Consider the following 20978-nt stretch of genomic DNA (forward strand, 5'->3'; position numbering starts at 1 on the left):
ATTGTCGACTCATTCACAAGTCGTCTTACCTCCTTGGACGTGACCAGGAAACTTATCGATAGGTCAGCGTGGCACCATGCCGACGATTGGCGACTCTATGGCGTGTCACCGCTCCGCAGCAACACAATCCGCCGGACCCGGCCCGATGTGTCGGCAATCGAACACCTCCCTGTCAAGGGCACGCAGCCACCCGGGCGCACTTTTAGCAGGTGCACGAATCGGTTAAAGGGCTACGTTCGAGACGAGTTGAACGGGGGCGCCGCAGGGGTCCGACATGCGTCCGGCCGGACCTTGCTGGGCAAGGTCCGGCCGGACGCATGATGTTGACGGGAAGTGAAGGGGCCCCTCCCACGCCCTTCGGGCCGTGGGGGACCCTCAGCCGAGAAGCGAGCTCAGCTCGACGTGCTCCAGGCCGTGCGCCTCGGCCACCTCGCGGTAAACGACCTGTCCGTCATGGGTGTTGAGACCCTTGGCGAGCGCGGCGTCACGGCGCAGCGCCTCGACCCAGCCGCGGTTGGCGAGCTCCACGATGTACGGCAGCGTGGCGTTGGTGAGGGCGTACGTGGAGGTGTTCGGCACCGCGCCCGGCATGTTCGCGACGCAGTAGAAGACCGAGTTGTGGACCATGAAGGTCGGCTCGGCGTGCGTCGTCGGGTGGGAGTCCTCGAAGCAGCCGCCCTGGTCGATCGCAATGTCGACAAGTACACTTCCGGGCTTCATCTTGGCGACGAGCTCGTTGGTGACCAGCTTCGGGGCCTTCGCGCCGGGGACGAGCACGGCGCCGATGACGAGGTCGGCCTCGATGACGGCCTTCTCCAGCTCGAAGGCGTTGGAGACGACGGTCTTGACCTTGGTACCGAAGACCTTGTCGGCCTCGCGCAGCTTGTTGATGTCCTTGTCGAGCAGCGTGACATGGAAGCCGAGACCGACGGCGATCTGGGTGGCGTTCCAGCCGGAGACACCGCCGCCGATGACGACGGCCTCACCGGGGGCCGTGCCCGGGACGCCGCCCGGCAGTACGCCGCGGCCGCCGACCGAGCGCATCAGGTGGTAGGCGCCGACCTGCGGGGCCAGCCGGCCCGCGACCTCGGACATCGGAGCGAGCAGCGGCAGCGCGCGGTTCGCGGTCTCGACCGTCTCGTACGCGATGGCCGTGGTGCCCGACTCCACCAGCGCGTCCGTGCACTCGCGGGAGGCGGCGAGGTGCAGGTAGGTGAAGAGCGTCTGGTCCTTGCGCAGGCGGTGGTACTCCTCGGCAACCGGCTCCTTGACCTTGAGCAGCAGGTCGGCGGTGGCCCAGACCTCGTCGGCGGTGGGGAGGATCTGCGCCCCGGCGGCGATGTACTCCTCGTCCGTGATGGAGGAGCCGGCCCCGGCGTTCTCCTCGACGACGACCTGGTGGCCGTGGCGTACGAGCTCGTTCACACCGGCGGGCGTGATCGCCACGCGGAACTCGTTGTTCTTGACTTCGCGGGGGATGCCGACCTTCACGTCGATCACGGTCCTTGGCTCAGAGGGTTACCCGGGCATAGCTCTACATACCCGGATAGACACAGCGTAAATGGAGACACCGCGAACGAACGCGGTAAAGCCAGTCTAATGAAGGAGTTCGTGCTGTCTAGCCTTACAAAGCATTAATTTTCACTCACCGCACTACGGATTTCGCAGGCAGCACCCTTCTCGCCCAGCAAACTGTCGGCGAGACCGCGGTGCAGCCTGGCCGCAGCCGGGTCGCCGAGCCGGTCGAACGTGTCGGCCAGCCGCAGCTCCAGCGCCGCCTGCAGCCGCACGTCCCCCGCCTGCCCGGCCCAGTGAACGGCCTCCTGGCAGGTGCGCAGCGACTCGCGCGGCCGGCCCGCGTACTCCTGCACCCGGGCCGCCTCGCTCAGCGCCCGCGCCTGGGCCGGCACATCACCGAGCCTGCGGTACCCGGCCGCGGCGGCCCGCCAGTTCCGCAGCGCCTCGCCGTACCGCCCCGCGTAGGTGTGGACGGCGCCGAGCCGCCCGTACAGCCGCGCCTCGTCGGCCCGCTCGCCCTGGGTGAGCCGCTGCGCCAGCGCCCGGCCGTACCAGTCGGAGGCCCGCTGGAAGTCCCCCAGCTCGGCGTAGGCGCCACCTACGGATTCCATCGCGCGGCCGATGGCGTACGGATCCTTCGCGGCCCGTCCGGCGTCCAGCGCGGCCCGGTAGCGGGTCAGCGCCTCCCGCGTACGGCCGGTCCTCGCGTCGAGGTCCGCGAGGTTGAGCAGCGCGGCGGCCCGCTCGCGCGGCAGGTCGCGCCGCTCGGCGACGGCCAGGACCAGACCGTGCAGTCCGTACAGCTCGGGTGCGGCGGCCTCGGTGCCCTGGTGCACGGCCAGCGCCCGCACCAGCGCGGCCACCAACCGCCTTGCCAGGGTATCGAGTTCACCGTCCTCGACGGCGATCCGGGCCGAGGCGAGCAGGGCTGGCCGACGGCTCCGCAGCCATGCGGCGGCCGCATCGGGGCCGGGGAAGCGCAGCGAGCGCGGCAGCCCGGCGAGCTTGCGGCGGGCCGCGGAGCCCTCGGGTTCGGTGACCGCCCGGCAGGACTGCAGCAGCCGTACGGTCCGCTCCAGCATCCGGGCCCTGGCCAGCTGGATCTCCGTCGGCCGGTCCACGGTCTCCAGCAGCGCCCGCAGCAGCGGGGCGAGGCAGCCGGGCACCTCGTACTGCGGCTCGTCCGCCCCGTCGCCGCGCAGCAGCCCCAGGACCACGAAGTCGTCGAGCGTCGTCCGGGCGGCGGAGACGGAGCAGCCGGCCAGCGCGGAGGCGGTGTGGGCGTCGGCGAGCCCGGCGGGGGCGAGGGCGAGCAGGCGCAGTATGCGTGCGGCGGCCGGCGGCAGGGAGTCGTGGACCAGCCGGAAGGCGCGGGCCAGTGGGCGGGCTCCGGTGGACTGCTCCGGGTCGTCCGGGAGCTCGCGGAGCTGTTTGGTGACATCGGCGACGGATGCCATGGGATGCGCGGCGAGCCAGCCGCCGGCCAGCACGAGGGCGGCCGGCAGTCCGCCGCATTCCTCGGCGAGGGTTTCGGCGGTCCGTGGGTCGACGGTGATCCTGACCTGGCCGATGATGCGGGCGAGCAGCCGGACGGCAGAGCCCGCGTCCAGCCCGCCGATGGTGCATGGGCGGACGCCGGGGATTCCGGTCAGCGGGCCCTCGGAGGTGGCGACGACCAGGCAGTCCGGGTTGTCCGGCAGCAGCGGGTCGACCTGTTCCGCGTCCACGGCGTCGTCGAGGAGGAGCAGGGCGCTGCACCCGGCGAGCGCCTCGCGGACCAGCTGGGAGAGTTCGTCCCCGTCGGCGCCGGGCGGGCCCGTGATGCCCAGCTGGTCGAGCAGCTCCCGCGCGGTGCGTTCGGTGGGAACCGGGGTGCCGCCGGGGTCGGTGAGCCGGGCCCGGAGCAGGCCGTCGGGGTGGTCGCCGGTGGAGAGCAGCCGGCGGGTGAGCTCGTCGGCGAGTGCGGTGCGTCCGGAGCCGGGACGTCCGGCGATCAGCAGGACCCGGGCGCGGGCGGCCTTGCGACCGGCCAGGGTGTCCAGTCCGGCCCGCTCGATGTCGGCGCGCAGCGCCTTCAAATCGCGTTCGCGGCCGAAGAATTGGGGTGGTGCGGCGCCGGACGGCTCCTCGGTTCCCGCCGCCTTGGCCGGGCCGCTGGTGTCCACCGCCTGATCCGTCACGGGCCACGCTCCACTTCGCTGCACGCATTGCCCGCCGGGACTCCGGTCAGGGCATTCCGAGCGTAGTTCAGGCGAGTGGACGAATTCCGTGGGGCGGGGCGCAGAGGTCCCCCGATCGGATCAGCAGATTTTCCGATCGGGGGACTTGGGTGAACCGTTCAGCGGCCGGCCCGCGGACGACCGGACCACGCACGGTGCTTACGGGCCGTCGGGCAGCGCACCGTCAGACCTCGAACGGGCGGGCGGGCCACGGCGCCTCGGCCGGGCGCAGCGAGTCGATCCCGTCACCGGCGAGCACCGCGGCGAGCGAAAGGACGCCCACGACGAGGCAGTTGTTGTGCAGGTCCCCGGCGAGCACCCCCCGTACCAGCTCCTGGAGCGGCACCCGGGCCAGCTCCATGTCGGACTCCTCCTCGGAAACCAGGTAACGCTCCCCGTCGGCCTCGGAGAGCTGCCGCGCCAGGAAGATCCGTACGGCTTCGTCGCAGCCGCCGGGGGTGGTGTAGACGTCGGTCAGCAACCGCCAGTCCTCGGCCTTGGCGTACGCCTCCTCGTAGAGCTCGCGCTGGGCCGCGTGCAGCGGGTTCTCACCGGGGATGTCGAGCAGTCCGGCCGGGATCTCCCAGAGCTTGTGGCGCACCGGGTGGCGGTACTGCCGCAGCACGAGAACCCGGTTCTCCTCGTCGAGCGCGAGCACGGCGACCGAGCCCGGGTGGACCTGGTAGTCGCGGCGTACGACCTTGCCGTCGGGCATCACCACGTCATCGGTGCGGACGCTGGTCTTGTTGCCGGTGAAGGGCGTCCTGGTCGCGGTGACCTGCCACTCCTCGGGCGTGTCCTTGAAACCCATCTACGTCCTCCCACAAAAACCGAAACCGGGGCACGCGTCCTCGATGGATCCGTACCCCGGTCAACGTTAGTGCCTGTGCCCCGCCGGACTACTTGCCCGACGCGGCGCCCTGCTCGGCGCCGGCCCCGGCGCCCGTCTTGCGCGCGACGGCCGCCTTCACCAGGCCCGCGAAGAGCGGGTGCGGGCGGGTCGGGCGGGAGCGGAGCTCCGGGTGCGCCTGGGTGGCGACCAGGTAGGGGTGGATCTCGCGCGGGTACTCGACGTACTCGACGAGCTTGTTGTCCGGGGAGGTGCCGGAGAAGACCAGACCGGCCTTCTTCTCCAGCTCGGCACGGTAGGCGTTGTTGACCTCGTAGCGGTGGCGGTGGCGCTCCTCCACGTACGGCTGGTCGCCGTACGCCTCACGGACCAGCGAGCCCTCGGCGAGCTTCGCCGGGTACAGGCCGAGCCGCATGGTGCCGCCCAGGTCGCCCGCGCCCTCGACGTACGCCAGCTGCTCCTCCATCGTCGAGATGACGGGGTGCGAGGTGGCGGCGTCGAACTCGGTGGAGTTGGCGTCGGGGATCTCGGCAAGGTTGCGCGCCGCCTCGATCACGATGCACTGCAGGCCGAGGCAGAGGCCGAGCAGCGGCACCTTGTTCTCGCGGGCGTACTGGATGGCGCCGATCTTGCCGTTGACACCGCGGTCGCCGAAGCCGCCGGGGACGCAGATCGCGTCGACGTCGGAGAGCTGCCTGGCGGCACCGGCCGGGGTCTTGCAGTCGTCGGAGGCGACCCACTTGACCTTGACGCGGGCCTTGTTCGCGAAGCCGCCGGCCCGGATGGCCTCGGTGACCGAGAGGTAGGCGTCGGGCAGGTCGATGTACTTGCCGACGAGCGCGACGGTGATCTCGTGGTCGGGGTTGTGGACGCGGTCCAGCAGGTCGTCCCACGTGGTCCAGTCGACGTCGCGGAACGGCAGGTCGAGCTTGCGCACGACGTACGCGTCCAGGCCCTCGGTGTGCAGCACCTTGGGGATGTCGTAGATCGACTTGGCGTCCACGCAGGCCACCACGGCGGCCTCGTCGACGTCGCACATCAGCGAGATCTTGCGCTTGATGGCGGTCGGTACGTCACGGTCGGCGCGCAGCACGATGGCGTCGGGCTGGATGCCGATGTTGCGCAGCGCGGCGACGGAGTGCTGGGTCGGCTTGGTCTTGAGCTCGCCGGACGGGCCGATGTAGGGCAGCAGCGAGATGTGCACGACGAAGACGTTGTCCCGGCCGACCTCGTGGCGGACCTGGCGGACGGTCTCCAGGAACGGCAGCGACTCGATGTCACCGACCGTGCCGCCGACCTCGGTGATGACGACATCGACGTCGTCGGTCGCCATGCGGCGGATGCGGTGCTTGATCTCGTTGGTGATGTGCGGGATGACCTGCACGGTGTCACCGAGGTACTCACCGCGCCGCTCCTTGGCGATCACCTGCGAGTAGACCTGGCCGGTGGTGACGTTGGCCGAGCCGTCGAGGTCGACGTCGAGGAAACGCTCGTAGTGGCCGATGTCCAGGTCGGTCTCGGCGCCGTCGTTGGTGACGAACACCTCACCGTGCTGGAAGGGGTTCATCGTGCCCGGGTCGACGTTCAGATACGGGTCGAGCTTCTGCATGGTGACCCGGAGGCCGCGCGCCTTGAGCAGGGCGCCGAGGCTGGACGCAGTCAGACCCTTGCCGAGGGAAGAGGCGACACCCCCGGTGACGAAGATGTGCTTGGTCGTCGTGGATGTGGGCTGCATAGCCAAAGGGGGCTCCCGTGGTCGCGATCTGGAGGTGCGTGCCGGCGTTGCCGTCCGGAGAATTCCGGAGGTACCGTCGCTGCGGTTCGGGGGCCTCGTCTGCTGTTGCGGACGACCACCGGTCCACGGGCTACCAGGGTATCAGCGACGAAGGGGGCCTGCTTCCGGCCACGCCCCGCGCAATCACCCCACGTGATCACCTCGGGCCCCTCGCGCCCCACCCGTTCGGCTCAGGCATGTCGATGGGCGTTTACCGAGACAGTCGCGCAGATCATTCCGGTGCGTCGTATCCTGCTCGGACACTCGCTCCGGGCGAGGTACCGAGCTCGCAGGTTCCCCCACAACAACCCCTTGCGACGACCTCTTGACCCGCAGTAATGCCCTACGGGGCGACATGGCCGTTCGACTGGAGATGCACGTGGCCGGGCGCATCGAGGATTACGCACTCATCGGAGACATGCAGACCGCCGCCCTGGTCTGCCGGGACGGCACAGTGGACTGGCTGTGCCTTCCCCGCTTCGATTCGCATGCCATTTTCGCGGGACTTCTGGGTACCGAGGAACACGGCTTCTGGCGCCTGGGACCGGCGCGGGAGGACGGGGCAAAGCCGCCGTCCGCGGACCGTCGCCGCTACCGCGGGGACTCCCTCGTCCTGGAATCGGAGTGGGACACACCGCGCGGAACGGTCAGAGTGACCGATTTCATGCCCCCGCGTGACGGTGCCCCGCAGGTGATCCGCATCGTGGAGGGGATCAGCGGCCGGGTGCCGATGCGCTCCGAGCTGCGGATGCGGTTCAGCTACGGGCGGGTGACGCCGTGGGTGCACAAGGTCGACGGCCGTACGGTCGCCGTCGCGGGCCCGGACTCCGTCTGGCTGGACACCCCCGCCGACACCTACGGCGAGAACCTGACGACGTACTCCGACTTCACGGTCGCGCCGGGTGACCGGATCGCGTTCACGATCAGCTGGCAGCCCTCGCACCACGAGCCGCCGGGCCTGCCGGACCCGGAGGGCTCGCTGGACGCGACCGCGGACTTCTGGCGTGAATGGGTCGAACAGTGCACGTACCACGGGCCCTACCGCGAGGCCGTGGTCCGCTCCCTGATCACCCTCAAGGCCCTGACGTACGCGCCGACCGGCGGCATCGTCGCCGCGCCGACCACCTCCCTGCCCGAGGACATCGGCGGCTCCCGGAACTGGGACTACCGCTACACCTGGCTGCGTGACGCCGCGATCACCCTCTCCTCCCTGCTGCGCACCGGCTACCGCGAGGAGGCCCGCGCCTGGCGCGAGTGGCTGCTGCGGGCCGTCGCCGGCGACCCGGAGAACCTGCAGATCATGTACGGCATCGCGGGCGAGCGCGAGCTCGGCGAGGCCGAGCTGGACTGGCTGCCCGGTTACGAGAACTCCGGCCCGGTCCGGGTCGGCAACGGCGCGGCGGGCCAGCTCCAGCTGGATGTGTACGGCGAGGTCATCGAGGCACTGCACCTCGCCCATATGACGGGCCTGACCCGCAACGACTACGCGATGGGTCTCCAGCTCAAGCTGATCGAGTACCTGGAGAAGCACTGGGACGAGCCGGACGAGGGCATCTGGGAGGTGCGCGGCCCGCGCCGCCACTTCGTCCACTCGAAGGTGATGGCCTGGGTCGCCGTCGACCGCACCATCAAGCTGATCGAGTCCGGGGACGCGGAAGGGCCGCTGGAGCGGCTGCGCGAGCTGCGCGACGAGATCCACCGCGATGTCTGCGACCGGGGCTACGACAAGGAACGCAACACCTTCACCCAGTCCTACGGATCGAGGGAGCTGGACGCCGCCCTCCTGCTGATCCCCCAGATGGGATTCCTGCCGCCGGACGACAAGCGCGTGATCGGCACGATCGAGGCGATCCAGCGCGAACTGTCCACGGAGGACGGCTTCGTGCTGCGCTACCCCACCAAGGGCGAGGACGCGGGCGTCGACGGACTGGAGGGCGACGAGGGCGCGTTCCTGGCCTGCTCGTTCTGGCTGGCCGACGACCTGGCGATGATCGGCCGGGTCGACGAGGCGCGCCAGCTCTTCGAGCGGCTGCTGTCCCTGCGCAACGACCTGGGCCTGCTCGCGGAGGAGTGGGACCCCCGGCTGCAGCGCCAGGTGGGGAACTTCCCCCAGGCGTTCAGCCATGTGCCGCTGATCGACACGGCCCTACGCCTGACGGCGAGCGGGGCGTACGTCGGCTGACCGCCGGACGGGATCCGGGGCTCCGGCGGCCGGCCCGCCTCGCCGCGCCCTTCCCGGCCCTGCCGATTGTGGCGTACGCCACAATCGGCAGGGGGTCGTTCAATTCGCTTGCCCGCGCGACGAGTTGTCGGGGAGAACTGCCTCACGGTCCGGTCCGTGACCACCCGGTGATGTCTCCGGAGCGCGAGCACGGGTAGCGTCCGGCCCCATGGACAATCAGGGCGGAATCACCGTGCAGCGGGCCCTTGAGCTGCCGGGGCTGCGCAGCGGGCTGCCGGAGGTGGTGGCCGGCGCGGACCGGCTGAACCGCACGGTGCGCTGGGTGCACGCGGGCGAGGTACCGAACATCGCTTCGCTGCTCAAGGGCGGCGAGTTGCTGCTCACCACCGGTCTGGGGCTCGGCACGCGCCCCGCCGAGCAGCGTGCCTTCGTCCGCAGGCTCGCCGACCGCGGGATCGCCGCCCTGGTGGTGGAACTCGGACCGCGGTTCGGCAGGCTGCCCGCGTCGATCGTGGACGCCGCCCGCGCGGCCGGTCTGCCGCTGGTGCAGCTGCACCGGGAGGTGCCGTTCGTGACGGTGACCGAGGAGATCCACACCGAGATCGTCAACGGTCACTACGCGCTGCTGCGGCAGGCCGAGGACGTGCACCGGCGGTGCACGGGGGCGCTGCTCGGCGGCGGTGGCGTGCCCCAGGTGCTGGGCATCCTCGCGGACTTCGCGGCCAATCCGGTCTTCCTGGAGACGGCGGACGGCCAGTTGCTGTACGCGGCGGGACCCACGTCCGGCCCGGTCGGCGCCGATCCGCTCCAGGTGTGGGACGGGATGCGCGGTGGCCGGGCGGCCCGTGAGTCGCCGCCCGCCGGTTCGGTGCTGGTGGATGTGCCGGGTGGCGGTCCGGGGACGGGTTCGGTACGGGCCAGGCTGGTGCTGCTGGCCGTGTCCGGGCCGCTGGTGCCGGTGCACCGGATGGCGGCGGAGCGGGCGGCCGGGATTCTCGCCGTCGTGCTGATGCAGGCCCGCCAGGAGGAGGAGCTCGCGGCGCGTGGCCGGGGCGACTTCCTGACGGACCTCGCGGAGGGCCGGATCACGGCGGAGGACGCGCCGGCGCAGGCCCGCGTGCTGGGCTTCAAGCCGGGTGAGATGCCGTTGCTGCCGGTGGTGATGCGGCTGGCTCCCGAGTTGTCCGTGTCGGGGAACTGGGCGCTGCTGGCACGGGCGGTGCTGGAGGAGCTCTCATCGGTGGGTGTGCCGGTGCTGCTCGGCGTGCGGCCCGTGGAGGGACGGGTTCCGGTGCTGCTGGGGCTGCGGTCGGAGACGGAGCGCACGGCGGTCGCGGACCGGGTCGCGGCGGCGCTGCGCGCCGGTGTGGAGCGGGCCGGTCTCGAGCGCGCCGGATCGAATCCGCCGGTCGTGGTGGTGGGCGTGGCGGGCGGCTGGGCGGCGGCCGGAGCGGGGCTGCGGCACGCGGCGGAGACAGCGACGGCCGCGCACGGCCTCAGCGACCGGCCCTGGTACGACGCCCGGCGCCTGGACATCGATCTGCTGCTGTGGCGGCTGCGGGACCATCCGGATCTGGCGGCGTTCGTGGACCGGGCGATCGGTCCGCTGCGCGATCACGACCGCACCTCGCGCCCTCCGCTGCTGCCGACGTTGGAGACGTATCTCGCCCACGCGGGCCGCAAGGCGGAGACGGCCCGCGAACTGCACCTGAACCGCCAGACGTTGTACAACCGGCTGGCCCGCATAGGCGAGCTCCTCGGCACCGATCTGGACGACCCCCAGGCCGTCCTGGCCCTGAGCCTGGCCCTGCGCGCCCGCCGCCACACGTCGTAACGCCGGAGCGGTCCCCAGGAGGGTGCTGCCCGTTCACCGCGTCCGGGCTGCCGCCAGCGGCTGTGTCAACTCGTCGTAGACGCTGAGCACTTGGGCGATCGTGTCGTCCTCCGTCGGCCAACTCGCGGCCTGCGCAAGCCCCGCGGCCACCAGCTCCGCACGCCGCTCCGGATCGCCGAGCAGCCGGACCACCGCCCGCCCGAGCGCCTCGGCGTTCCCGTACGGTACGAGCTCCGCCGCGTCCCCCACGAGTTCGGGCACCCCTCCGACGGCGGTGGCGACCAGCGGAACGCCGAGCCGCAGCGCCTCCTGGGCCAGCACCGAGCGCGCCTCCCAACGGCTGGACAGCACGGCCAGATCGGCGGCGGCGAGGAGTTCCGCGACGTCTTCGCGGCTGCCGACGATCCGTACGGGCAGCTCCTCGTTGCGGATCCGGCGCTGCAGAGCGGCCCGCTCGCGCCCCTCCCCCACGATGATCAGCAGCGGTACGGGGTCGATTTCGCGCCATAACCGTGCGGCGTCGAGCAGCATGTCGTAGCCGTGGTGCGGTACGAGACTCCCGTGCGACATGATCAACGGCCGTTCCACCGCGCCGAGTTCGGCCCGCGTCTTGTCTTCGTGGACGAGGGCGGCAGGCGGCGGCACCGGGGCGGAGGCCGGCAAGAGCCGGGCATCGCGCGCGCCTCGGAGCCGCGCCCGGTCCACCAGGTCCGAGGTCGTACCGAGCACAACCGCCGCCGTACGGGCGGCCCTTCGCTCCATCAGGTGGAGCAGCCGGCTGCGGGCGCCTTCGGCGTGCGCGCGGGCGTGCCAGGTGACGACCAGCGGGACACGCCGGCCGCCGAGCGCGAGAGCGGCGCGCACGGCGGCGTGCAGACCGTGCGCGTGGACCACGTCCGCCGTCAGGCAGGCGGTACGCAGCGCGGCGACGGACGCGGGATCGCTGCGCCGCGGTACGGGGGTGAACCGGGCGCCCGTACCGGAGAAGTCGTAGGCGTGGTCCAGTTCGGCCGGGGCGCAGACGGTGACGTGCACGCCTCTCGCCACCAGCCCAGCGGCCAGCGAGCCGACGTGGGCGCTGCTGCCCGCGCTGCCGCCGCCCAGGACTTGGACCGTACGCAGCTGTGACACGTTGAATGGCTCCCGGGGGTCCCTGTGCGGGTGATGGCACCGCCAAGGATGCCAGCCCGTACGCACGTTCCGGCACAGTCGAGCCACTGTCGCGGTGCGGACAACAGCGATCGGTCATGGCGTACCACTCGCATGGGTGATGAAGCGGCGCAATGTTGCCATGACCGTGCGTCAGGGGCTCCCGGTCAGCTGGTCCGCCGTCAACTGGACGAGCCGGCTGACCCGGTCGCCGTACACCGTCGCCGCGACGAGCCCCGCCGCATGGGCGACGAGCCCGGCCCGGCCACGGCCCGCGACGATGGCGACCCCGATCGCGGCGCCCAGGGCGTGGGCCCCGGTGTCCCCGATCATGGTGCGCTCCCCCAGGTCGTCGGCGACGAGGGCCGCCACGGCCCCCATCGGCGCGGCGGCGAGCGGGCCGCCCAACAGGCCCGGGGCCCCGAGGGCGAGCACGGTGGCGGCGGCCGCGGCGGGCCGTACGTCCGTCAGATTGACGAGGTGCGCGGTCGTGGCGATCACGACCCCGGCGAGGATCCGGTCGACGGGCCGGTCCTTGAGCAGCGCACCGGCGGCGAGACCGGCGGCCCCGGTCCCGAACAGCTTCACCGCGCCGCTGGTCACCTCACCGTGCCGCAGAGCCCCCAGGTGGGCGCGGAACCCGCGGCGCGGATCGTCCCCGCCGACGAGGTCGTCGTACGCCCCGCAGCCGCCTGCCGCAAGCACGGCGAGCGTGGCGGCGTACTTGGTGCGGGCCGGGAGAGGCAGGACGGCGGTTCCGGCTGCGGCGCCGAGGGCGACGGCCGGGCCCGCGTACAGATCGACGGTGCGGCCCGCGTAGTTGGTGCGCTGCCAGCCCGTGCGCGGCCGGGTCCGCAAGGCCCGGTACACGCCCCCCGCGATGGCGGCTGCGACGGCACCGGACACGGCGGCCCTGCTGAATGCTGCTCCCATACGGGCCAGGCTACGCACCGGTCCGCAGACCCCGCCCAGCGGCCACCCCGTACGGGGGCCACCGGACGGCCCACGGCAACTCGGCACGGACACGCGCCTGGTGGACCCGGCACACAAGCCCACCCGGCGACCGGACACGGACACGCGCCAACCTGCCTCGCGGCCCGCGCGCCACCCGTGCGCGCCACCCGTGCGCGCCGCCCACGCGACCGTACGCGCCGAACCCCCTACCCGTCCGCCCGCGCCGCGGCCAGCAGTTCCTCCGCGTGGGCCCGTGCCGTCTGCGAGTCCTCCTGACCCGCGAGCATCCGGGACAGCTCCCGTACCCGGTCCTCGCCCTCCAGGACCGTGACCCCGCTGCTGGTCACCGACCCGTCGACCGTCTTCTCGACCAGCAGCTGCCGGTCGGCGAAGGCCGCCACCTGCGGCAGATGCGTCACGACGACGACCTGCGCGGACCTGGCGAGCTTCGCGAGCCGCCGCCCGACCTCGACGGCGGCCTTGCCGCCGACCCCCGCGTCGACCTCGTCGAAGAGGTACGTGGGTACGGGATCGGAGCCGGCGAAGACCACCTCGACGGCGAGCATCACCCGGGACAGCTCACCGCCCGACGCGCCCTTGGCGATCGGCCGCGGCTGCGCGCCCGGGTGCGGGGCCAGCAGCAGCTCGACCTCGTCGGCGCCGGACGGCCCGTAGGCCACGCTCCGCCCGCCGATCTCGATGCCGGACGCCTCGTCGGCCACCTCGGTCTGCCGGATGTCGAAGGAGACCCGGGCGTGCGGCATGGCCAGGGAAGCCAGTTCCGCAGTCACCGCCTCGGCGAAGCGCTCCGCTGCCCCCGTACGCGCATCGGTCAACGCCTGTCCGAGGCCGGAGAGTTCGGCGCGCAGCGCGTCCCGCTCCGCCGTCAGCTCGCCGATGCGGTCGTCGTCGCCCTCCAGCTCGGTGAGCCGGGCGACCCCTTCCTCGGCCCAGGCGAGCACGGCGGTGATGTCCTCGCCGTACTTGCGGGTGAGGCCGGTGAGCGCGGCGCGCCGCTCCTCCACCGCGGCGAGCCGCAGCGGATCGGCGTCCAGCTGGTCGGCGTACCCGGCCAGCTCGCCCGCCACGTCGGCGAGCAGGATCGAGATCTCGCCGATCCGGTCCGCGAGCGCGGCCAGCGCCGGATCGTGGGCGCGTACGGCGTCCAGGGACCGTCCGGCGGCCGCGACCACGGTCGTCGCGTCGACGCCTTCCGGGTCCTCCGGATTGCCCGCGAGCGCGGTGTGCGCGAGGGACGCCGCGGAGGCGAGCGCTTCGGCGTGGCCGAGCCGCTCGGCCTCCGCGGCCAGGTCGCCGTCCTCGCCCGCCCGTGGTTCGACCGCGGCGATCTCGCCCAGCCCGAAGCGCAGCAGATCCGCTTCCTGGGCGCGTTCGCGGGCGCGCGTGGTCAGCTCGTCGAGCTCCGTGACGACGGCCCGCAGCCTCCGGTACGCCGCCGCGTACTTGGTGTGCGGCACGCCGACACCGTCGCCCGCGTACCGGTCGAGTGCCTGCCGCTGCCGCGCGGGCTTGAGGAGCCCCTGCTGGTCGGTCTGGCCGTGCACGGCGACGAGTTCGTCGGCGAGTTCGGCGAGCACGCCCACCGGCACGGATCGGCCGCCGAGATGCGCCCGGGAGCGCCCCTCCGCGGAAACGGTCCGGCTGATCAGCAGCGCGCCGTCCTCGATCTCGGCCCCGGCCTCCTCGGCCCGCAGGGCCACGGCGTCGCCGTCCGACACCGTGATCCGTCCCTCGACGACCGCGGCCTTGGCCCCGATCCGTACCAGGGCGGGATCGGCGCGCCCGCCGAGCAGCAGCCCCAGGCTGGTGACGACCATGGTCTTGCCCGCGCCGGTCTCACCCGTCACCGCGGTGAAACCGGGTGACAGTTCGACCACCGCGTCGTCGATGACTCCGAGCGACCGTATCCGCATCTCCTCCAACACGGACACGACCTTACGAGGTCCGGGCCCCGATGTGCGACGGACCCCGCCCTGCGGGGTTCACTCTCCCGTGTGCACCTTCGGAATGTGCGCCGCCGCCGGGAGGATGTCCGCCGGTCAGTGCGGCGCGCCCCGCCACCCCGAGACGGGTAGTGCGAACTTCGCGACGAGCCGGTCCGTGAACGAGGCGTGGTGCAGCCTTGCCAGCCGTACGGGCACCGCGCCGCGCCGCACCTCGACCCGCGCGCCCGCGGGCAGCTCCACGGTCCTGCGTCCGTCGCACCACAGCACCCCGTGCGGGGTGTGCTGCTGGACCTCGACGGCGAGCACCGAGGTCGGCGAGGTCACCAGCGGCTTGGCGAACAGCGCGTGGGCGCTGATCGGGACCATCAGCAGCGCCTCGACCTCGGGCCAGACGACGGGACCGCCCGCGGAGAAGGCATAGGCGGTCGATCCGGTCGGGGTCGCGCAGACGATCCCGTCGCAGCCGAACCCGGTCACCGGGCGGCCGTCGATCTCCAGGACGACCTCCAGCATCCGCTCGGGCGACACCTTCTGCACGGCCGCTTCGTTGAGCGCCCAGTCGGTGTGGACGATGTCGCCGTTGCTGCGCACGGCGACGTCGAGCGTCATGCGTTCCTCGACCTGGTACGCCCGGGTGACGACCCGGTCGACGACCTTGTCCAGGTCGTCGCGCTCGGCCTCGGCAAGGAAGCCGACCCGGCCAAGGTTGACGCCGAGCATCGGCACTCCGGAGGCCCGGGAGAGCTCGGCGCCGCGCAGCAGTGTCCCGTCCCCGCCGAGCACGACCAGCAGCTCACAGCCGTCGACGGCCGCCGGCGTGGTGTCCGTGGCCGTCTCGACGGCCGGCGGCAGTGGCAGATCGGCCGCCTCGGTGGCCAGCACACGGACGCCGAGGCCGCTGCGGAGCAGTCCCTGCACGACCAGTTCGGCGCTGCGGATCGCGGCCGGGCGGCCGGTGTGTGCCAGAAGAAAGACAGTTCGTGCCGCATTCGTCGTCAACGAGGCCCCTCCGCCACTGCACGGTCGACATCCGCGGGATCCAGCTCAGGCGCTCCGGCCCGCAGCCAGAGAAAGTACTCGACGTTTCCCGCGGGCCCCGGCAGCGGGCTCGCCGTCACCCCCCGCACTCCGAGGCCCAGCGCCCACGCCCGGCGCGCCACCTCCCGTACCGCTTCTGCCCGCAACTCGGGGCTGCGCACCACTCCGCCGCTGCCGAGCCGCTCCTTGCCGACCTCGAACTGCGGCTTGACCATGAGGACCAGGTCCGCGTCGGGGGCGGTGCAGCGCGCGAGGGCGGGCAGGACGAGGCCCAGCGGAATGAACGACAGATCGCCGACCACCAGGTCGACCGGCTTCCCGTCGATCGCTTCGAGCGTCAACTCCCGTACGTTGGTGCGGTCCTTCACGGTGACGCGCGCATCGGATTGGAGCGACCAGGCGAGCTGCCCGTAACCGACGTCGACGGCGACGACATGACCGGCGCCGGCCCGCAGCAGTACGTCGGTGAAGCCGCCGGTCGACGCCCCGGCGTCCAGCGCCCGCCGCCCTTCGACCTGCAGCCCGTGGGGCACGAAGGCCGCGAGGGCGCCGGCGAGCTTGTGCCCGCCGCGCGAGACGTACTCGGGGTCGCTGTCGTCCTTGGTCACGACGACAGCGGCGCTGGTCTCGACCTGGGTGGCGGGTTTGGTCGCGGTGTTGCCGCCGACGGTCACCCGCCCTGCGGCGATCAGCTGGCTCGCATGCTCGCGTGAGCGCGCGAGATTCCGGCGAACCAGCTCGGCGTCGAGGCGGTGTCGTGTCACTCCTGCCACGTTCGGTTCAGCTCCTGTTGTCGTACGAGGGCGTCGGTGCGGGTACCGGTGCGGGTGCGGGCCTGGCGTCCAGCGCCGTCAGCGCGTCGCGCAACCCACGATGTACATCCTCGTACACCTCGATGTGTCCGTCGGCCGGTAGGTGGTCCGCATCGGCGAGACGCTCCAGCCGCGCGTCGACCTCGGCGTTGCCGGTGGGGGTGCGTCCGATGCCGAGGGGCGCGGGTGCGGCGGGTTCGGGAGCGGGCGCGGCGGCCGGGGCCGCGCCCTCGCCGTCGGGGGTTCCCGCGGACGGGTCCTCCGCCACGTCCACGGGGGTCGCTCCGGGCGCTGTTCCGGCCGCCGTGCCGGGCCCCGGCATCGAGTCGCTCATGCGGGAAACGCTACAGCGAAGGGCTGCGGTACCGTCGATCACGATGGCGACCATGGCAGAGTGCCGCAGCGCACTCGACAAACTTTCCGACAACCTCGCGGGGGCCGACGGCGACGTGCGCAGCGCGGCCGCGCTCGACCGCTCCCTGAGCTGCCACATCAAGGATCTCGACGTCACCTTCACCGGCCGGCTGGCCAATGGCCGGATCCGGGTCCTGGACACGGTCGAGGGCCCGCCCCGGGAGAAGGCGGAGATCCGGCTCGCGATGACCGGCGACGACCTGGTGGCGATGGTGAACGGCGAGCTGAACTTCGCCAAGGCGTGGGGTTCGGGCCGGGTCCGGCTGGAGGCCGGCTTCCGCGATCTGCTGAGACTCAGGTCGCTGCTGTAGCCGCGGGACGGGCCGTTTCGCGGGAGTGGCCCCGGGCGGTCGGCTCGGTCAGCCGCCGGCCGACGCCGACGCCCCGGCCGACGCCCTGCCCTGCGGCCGGGGGTGGTCTCGCTGCTGGAGAAGGTCGCCACCGCCCGCGAGGCCGCCGAGCGGGAGACCCACGCCCGCGTGGCCCACCTGCTGTACCCCGAGCGTGCGCAGGGGCTGGACGGGCTTCTGGTCGTCGATCCGGAGCTCAAGTCCTCGCGGCTGCACTGGCTGGCCACCGGGCCGGTGCAGGCGTCGCCGACGAGCGTGGGTGGCGAGGTCGAGAAGCTGAGGTTTCTGCGCGGCCTTGGCGCGGACAGCCTGGACCTGTCGTCGCTGCCTGCAGAGCGGCGCCGCTACCTGGCCCAGATCGGGCGTCGGCTGACCGCGCAGGCCCTGGTGCGGCGCGAGCCGAACCGGCGCCATCCGATCCTGCTGACACTGCTCGCGCAGTCCTCGGTCGACGTCCTCGACTCTGTCGTCCAGCTCTTCGATCAGACTCTGTCGGGCTCGGAGTCCCGCGCGCGGATCAAGCTGCGCGCGGTGCTTGCCGAGCGGGCCAAGCTCTCCGAGGACCGGCTCGCCCTGCTGGACGAGATCCTGCCGGTGCTGGCCGATGCCGGTATCCCGGACGAGGCGGTGGGGACGCTGCTGCGCGGGAAGATCGGCATGTCCCGGCTGCGGGCCGCGCACGCCGGGGCCACCGTGCGGCTGCCCAAGGACCACGGGCACCTGGCGCTCCTGGAAGGCTCCTACACCTACATCCGCCAGTTCGCGCCGAAGGTGCTTCAGGCGGTGCGGTTCAAAGGCGGCACCGAGGCGAAGCCGCTGATCCACGTTCGGCACCAAGGTCATCGTGGCCACGCACCGCGAGGCCCACTATGTGCTGGACGAGATCCTGGGCAACGCCACCGACCTGCCGATCACCGAGCACGCCACCGACACGCACGGCGTCACCCTGGTCAACTTCGGCCTGTTCGACCTGGTCGGCAAGCAGCTCTCCCCTCGCATCCGCGACCTGGGCAAGATCACCCTGTACCGGATGGGCGCCAAGGCCGACTACATGGTGTCTGACCGTCGTGACGAACGCGGTCATCTGCTGGCACACCGAGTACATGGGCCTGGCCGTCGGCGAACTGCGCGGCGCCGGCCGCGAAGTGGACGCCGATGTCCTGGCGCACATCTCTCCAGCCCGCAGCTCGGTGGTCAACTACTACGGCTCCATCACCGTCGACTACGAGCACGAACTGGCCCAGCTCGACGACCAGGGCCACCGTCCGCTGCGGACCGCAGGCACGGACGATCCCGGAGCCGGACTGTAGCGGCCCGCTCGCGAGGGCAGGTCGAAGGCGGTCACCAGCGAGAGCCCGTGGAGCCGGCGGGCTGCTTCTCCTCACGTCAGCTGTTCGGCATCGATGCGGGAGAGGACCAGGTCGGTCATCTCGGTGACCGGCCCTCGCCGGCGCACCGGCGGGACCGGCTTGCGCAGGGCGGCGGGGTAGCTGGCCGGGTCGTAGTCGTTGGCGAGCCAGACGTGGAATCTGTGCTCGCTCGGTGTCCGCGAGGATCTGGGGCAACGCATTCCAGGGGCTCGATTCAGCTAACTCGCTTTGCTTCTCAGTAAGTTGACTTAGAGGAGGCCACCTCCGGTCTTAGCATGTACACAGCCGACTCATGGGGGAAACGATGGATCCAACGGAGCTCGTGTCACAGACCGTGCGAGTAGTAACAGAGTTTGCCGGGGGCGCAGCCACCGCGGCGGCCACCGGAGTCGGGCAGGCCGTCTCCGACCTCGTACGGCAGCGGCTCAGCGGTACGCCATCGGGACAGGCGGCCTTGGCAGCTGTGGACGCGCAGCCTGATGACCCGGCTGCCGTCGCAGGGCTGCACAACGAGCTCAACGCCGGGGTCGCGGCCGACCAGGACTTTGTCGCCGCGTTGACTGCGGCCCTTGCTCCGGTCCTTGCCGGGCCGCCGCCCGAGGAGCCGCCCATCCAGACCATCCAGACCAGTGTGGTGATCGACGGTGGGTCGCGGGTGCGCGGCAACACCATTTCGCTCGGGCCGGTGACCTTCAACAACACTCCTGCGGGACGCACCGCCTTCGGTGCGATCTGCGTCGCGCTGGCGACCTTGGTGGCGCTCTTGGTCTACGGCAGTATCCAAGCCCTGGACGGTGACTCTCCAGGCTCCCAGGCCAGAGGCGGGTCGGACCCGGGGCAGGGCCAACAGAAGACCGGGACCGACAGCAACGAAACGGGCAACGACACAGCAGGCATCGGCAATGCGGACCGCGCGATGCCACTCGCCGATGCAGAGGCCGTCCGCAACGTACTGCCGGACGCGGCAAGCCTGCCGTCGGGCTGGACCGAGAGCTCAGCACCCACCGCAGACGTCTCCTCGCAGGATGACGGCTCCACCTTCGAAGGCGAGGCCGAGTATCTGGGGCGCTACAGCATGGAGACCCAGTTCCTGGTTCGCTCCTACCCGGACGAGGACACGGCACAGACGGCCTTCGACGCGCTAACCTCCAAGGCGCGGAAGGAAGGAGCGAGTTCACTGACCATGGCGCAGATCGGGGACCGGGTCGCAGCGTTCTCGATCTCGACGAGCCAGGGAGACGCCTACGTCACCCACACCACCCGCAGCACCGTGGTCCGCACCGGAACGGTCCTCACCAGCGTCGTCGGCAACGACAACGAGAGCCGCAGCTACAGCAGTGCAGACCTCGAAAGCCTCACCCGACTCCTCTCCGACCGCGCCCGAACGGCCCAGACGGGCTGACAACCCGGCCCGCCAGGAGAGTCGCACTCAAGTACCACACCGCCCGCTTTCAGCTCGTCCCCGCGCTCCGCTCCGAACTCCACGTCGCCACCCCGGCCGTACGGCATCCCGGCTCCGTTTGGACGGCCCTGCCGGTGCAGAAGCTCGCGGCGCCGGCCACGGCAATGGAGGTCCGCCTCGCGTACGCCCGCGTCTCCAGCCGAACACAGGAGATCCAGTCTCAGATCGACGCCCTCGAAGCGTCCGGCGTGCACCGGCTGTTCCAGGAACAGATCAGCACCCGGGTCAGGGAACGCCCCGAGATGAAGGCCGCCCTGGCGGCGGCCCGCGAGTACCGCTCACTGGGCGCGAAGGTCACCCTCGTGGTGCACGAGATGAAGCGCCTGGGCCGCGGCGCCCTGGAGCTGCTCAAGGTCGCCGAGGAACTGCGCGACACCGAGATCGAGCTGGAGTTCCTCACCGGCCCCCTCGCCGGGAAGCACGACCCGGCCGGCCACGGCGCCGCCCTGTTCGCCTTCTTCGCCGCCATGGCCTAATCCGAGCGCGACTACATCCGCGACAAGACCCTCGAAGGCCAGGAGACCGCCCGCACCAAGGGCAAGGCGATCGGCGGTGCCAAGGTCTCCGACGAGGACATGCTCGCCACCGCCCGGCGCCTGCGCGACGACGAACGCCTCTCGCTGCGCGAGATCGCCTCCCGCCTCGTCATCCGCACCGGCAAGAAGCGCGGCCAGCACCCCGCCCCGACCACTGACGCAGCAGCCCCTGGTGCGGGTACCGGCCGCGCCCGACGAGGTCGGCCACTGTGATGCCGTCCAGTGCGATGGAGGACTGCGGCAGCAGCCCCAGCGTCCTGGCGACCTTCTTCGCCGGCATCCCGTGGATCGTCCGCCCGTCCAGGAGCACCTGCCCGCCGGTCGGCTTCAGCATCCGCGAGAGGGCGCGCAACAGGGTCGACTTGCCACAGGCGTTGGGGCCGACGATCACCGTGAACGAGTTGTCGGGTATCTCGACCGAGAGATTCTCCGCGATGACCCGCTGGTCGTAGCCGAGGGTCACCGAGTCCGCGGTGAGGCGCCGCATGGTCGCACTCCCGGAGTCGGAGATGACCGGGTGTGAGGGCCATCCGGACGGCGACACACCAC

Annotated in this window: 17 protein-coding genes and 2 pseudogenes; 7 read left to right on the forward strand and 12 right to left on the reverse strand. The window is 71.7% G+C overall.

Going from position 1 to position 20978, the window contains the following annotated elements; genetic code table 11:
- Positions 1-375: 375 nt before the first annotated feature.
- From ald to OH735_RS07550, 4 genes are all read right to left on the reverse strand, one after another.
- On the reverse strand, positions 376-1491 hold the full coding sequence (gene ald, locus OH735_RS07535; RefSeq protein WP_406386457.1) for an alanine dehydrogenase: 1116 nt from the start codon (positions 1489-1491) through the stop codon (positions 376-378).
- Between the two features lie 143 nt (positions 1492-1634).
- Positions 1635-3698 (reverse strand): tetratricopeptide repeat protein, encoded by a 2064-nt coding sequence (locus OH735_RS07540; RefSeq protein WP_406380535.1) that lies wholly within the window; start codon positions 3696-3698, stop codon positions 1635-1637.
- A 223-nt stretch (positions 3699-3921) separates the two neighbouring features.
- Entirely contained in the window at positions 3922-4548 is a 627-nt protein-coding gene (locus OH735_RS07545; protein ID WP_406380537.1) for an NUDIX domain-containing protein, read from the reverse strand.
- A gap of 88 nt (positions 4549-4636) precedes the next feature.
- Positions 4637-6322: a CTP synthase gene (locus OH735_RS07550; RefSeq protein ID WP_406380539.1), complete on the reverse strand. Its 1686-nt coding sequence runs from the start codon at positions 6320-6322 to the stop codon at positions 4637-4639.
- Positions 6323-6740: 418 nt separating this feature from the next.
- Here OH735_RS07550 and OH735_RS07555 point away from each other — a divergent pair, with 418 nt between their 5' ends.
- Together OH735_RS07555 and OH735_RS07560 are read left to right on the forward strand one after the other, a co-directional pair.
- Positions 6741-8543: a glycoside hydrolase family 15 protein gene (locus tag OH735_RS07555; RefSeq protein ID WP_406386459.1), complete on the forward strand. Its 1803-nt coding sequence runs from the start codon at positions 6741-6743 to the stop codon at positions 8541-8543.
- Between the two features lie 208 nt (positions 8544-8751).
- The gene (locus OH735_RS07560; RefSeq protein WP_406380541.1) at positions 8752-10377 is read left to right on the forward strand and encodes a PucR family transcriptional regulator; all 1626 of its coding nucleotides are present in this window, start codon (positions 8752-8754) and stop codon (positions 10375-10377) included.
- 33 nt (positions 10378-10410) lie between these two features.
- Here OH735_RS07560 and OH735_RS07565 read toward each other — a convergent pair whose 3' ends face one another.
- The 6 genes from OH735_RS07565 to OH735_RS07590 all read right to left on the reverse strand — a co-directional run bounded on the left by OH735_RS07565 (position 10411) and on the right by OH735_RS07590 (position 16631).
- On the reverse strand, positions 10411-11508 hold the full coding sequence (locus OH735_RS07565) for a glycosyltransferase family 4 protein (protein ID WP_406380543.1): 1098 nt from the start codon (positions 11506-11508) through the stop codon (positions 10411-10413).
- Positions 11509-11679: 171 nt separating this feature from the next.
- A complete protein-coding gene (locus OH735_RS07570) occupies positions 11680-12459 on the reverse strand; it encodes a hypothetical protein (RefSeq protein ID WP_406380545.1) in 780 nt (259 codons plus the stop codon).
- A gap of 227 nt (positions 12460-12686) precedes the next feature.
- The gene (gene recN / locus OH735_RS07575; RefSeq protein WP_406380546.1) at positions 12687-14432 is read right to left on the reverse strand and encodes a DNA repair protein RecN; all 1746 of its coding nucleotides are present in this window, start codon (positions 14430-14432) and stop codon (positions 12687-12689) included.
- A gap of 108 nt (positions 14433-14540) precedes the next feature.
- On the reverse strand, positions 14541-15446 hold the full coding sequence (locus tag OH735_RS07580) for an NAD kinase (protein WP_406380548.1): 906 nt from the start codon (positions 15444-15446) through the stop codon (positions 14541-14543).
- A complete protein-coding gene (locus tag OH735_RS07585) occupies positions 15443-16258 on the reverse strand; it encodes a TlyA family RNA methyltransferase (RefSeq protein ID WP_406380550.1) in 816 nt (271 codons plus the stop codon). The genes OH735_RS07580 and OH735_RS07585 overlap by 4 nt, the downstream gene beginning before the upstream one ends.
- Positions 16259-16265: 7 nt before the next feature.
- The gene (locus OH735_RS07590; protein ID WP_406380551.1) at positions 16266-16631 is read right to left on the reverse strand and encodes a hypothetical protein; all 366 of its coding nucleotides are present in this window, start codon (positions 16629-16631) and stop codon (positions 16266-16268) included.
- A gap of 43 nt (positions 16632-16674) precedes the next feature.
- Here OH735_RS07590 and OH735_RS07595 point away from each other — a divergent pair, with 43 nt between their 5' ends.
- The 3 genes and pseudogenes from OH735_RS07595 to OH735_RS07605 all read left to right on the forward strand — a co-directional run bounded on the left by OH735_RS07595 (position 16675) and on the right by OH735_RS07605 (position 18371).
- Positions 16675-17022, forward strand: coding sequence for an SCP2 sterol-binding domain-containing protein (locus tag OH735_RS07595; RefSeq protein ID WP_406380553.1), 348 nt, complete (start codon positions 16675-16677; stop codon positions 17020-17022).
- Between the two features lie 910 nt (positions 17023-17932).
- A pseudogene (locus OH735_RS07600) lies at positions 17933-18053 on the forward strand (Tn3 family transposase); the annotation flags it as partial.
- A 75-nt stretch (positions 18054-18128) separates the two neighbouring features.
- Entirely contained in the window at positions 18129-18371 is a 243-nt protein-coding gene (locus OH735_RS07605) for a Tn3 family transposase (RefSeq protein ID WP_406380555.1), read from the forward strand.
- A gap of 71 nt (positions 18372-18442) precedes the next feature.
- Here the strand turns inward: OH735_RS07605 and OH735_RS07610 are convergent, their stop codons facing one another.
- Positions 18443-18631, reverse strand: a complete 189-nt coding sequence (locus OH735_RS07610) for a hypothetical protein (protein WP_406380557.1) — start codon at positions 18629-18631, stop codon at positions 18443-18445.
- A 122-nt stretch (positions 18632-18753) separates the two neighbouring features.
- Between OH735_RS07610 and OH735_RS07615 the strand changes: the two genes are divergently transcribed.
- Both OH735_RS07615 and OH735_RS07620 read left to right on the forward strand, forming a co-directional pair.
- Positions 18754-19833 (forward strand): hypothetical protein, encoded by a 1080-nt coding sequence (locus OH735_RS07615; protein ID WP_406380558.1) that lies wholly within the window; start codon positions 18754-18756, stop codon positions 19831-19833.
- 134 nt (positions 19834-19967) lie between these two features.
- On the forward strand, positions 19968-20369 hold the full coding sequence (locus OH735_RS07620; protein WP_406380560.1) for a recombinase family protein: 402 nt from the start codon (positions 19968-19970) through the stop codon (positions 20367-20369).
- Positions 20370-20577: 208 nt separating this feature from the next.
- Here the strand turns inward: OH735_RS07620 and OH735_RS07625 are convergent.
- Positions 20578-20916, reverse strand: a pseudogene (locus tag OH735_RS07625) (ABC transporter ATP-binding protein); the annotation flags it as partial.
- Between the last annotated feature and the right edge of the window lie 62 nt (positions 20917-20978).

This window comes from Streptomyces sp. NBC_01618 (genome assembly GCF_045209435.1).
In the GTDB taxonomy this organism is placed as follows: Bacteria; Actinomycetota; Actinomycetes; order Streptomycetales; family Streptomycetaceae; genus Streptomyces.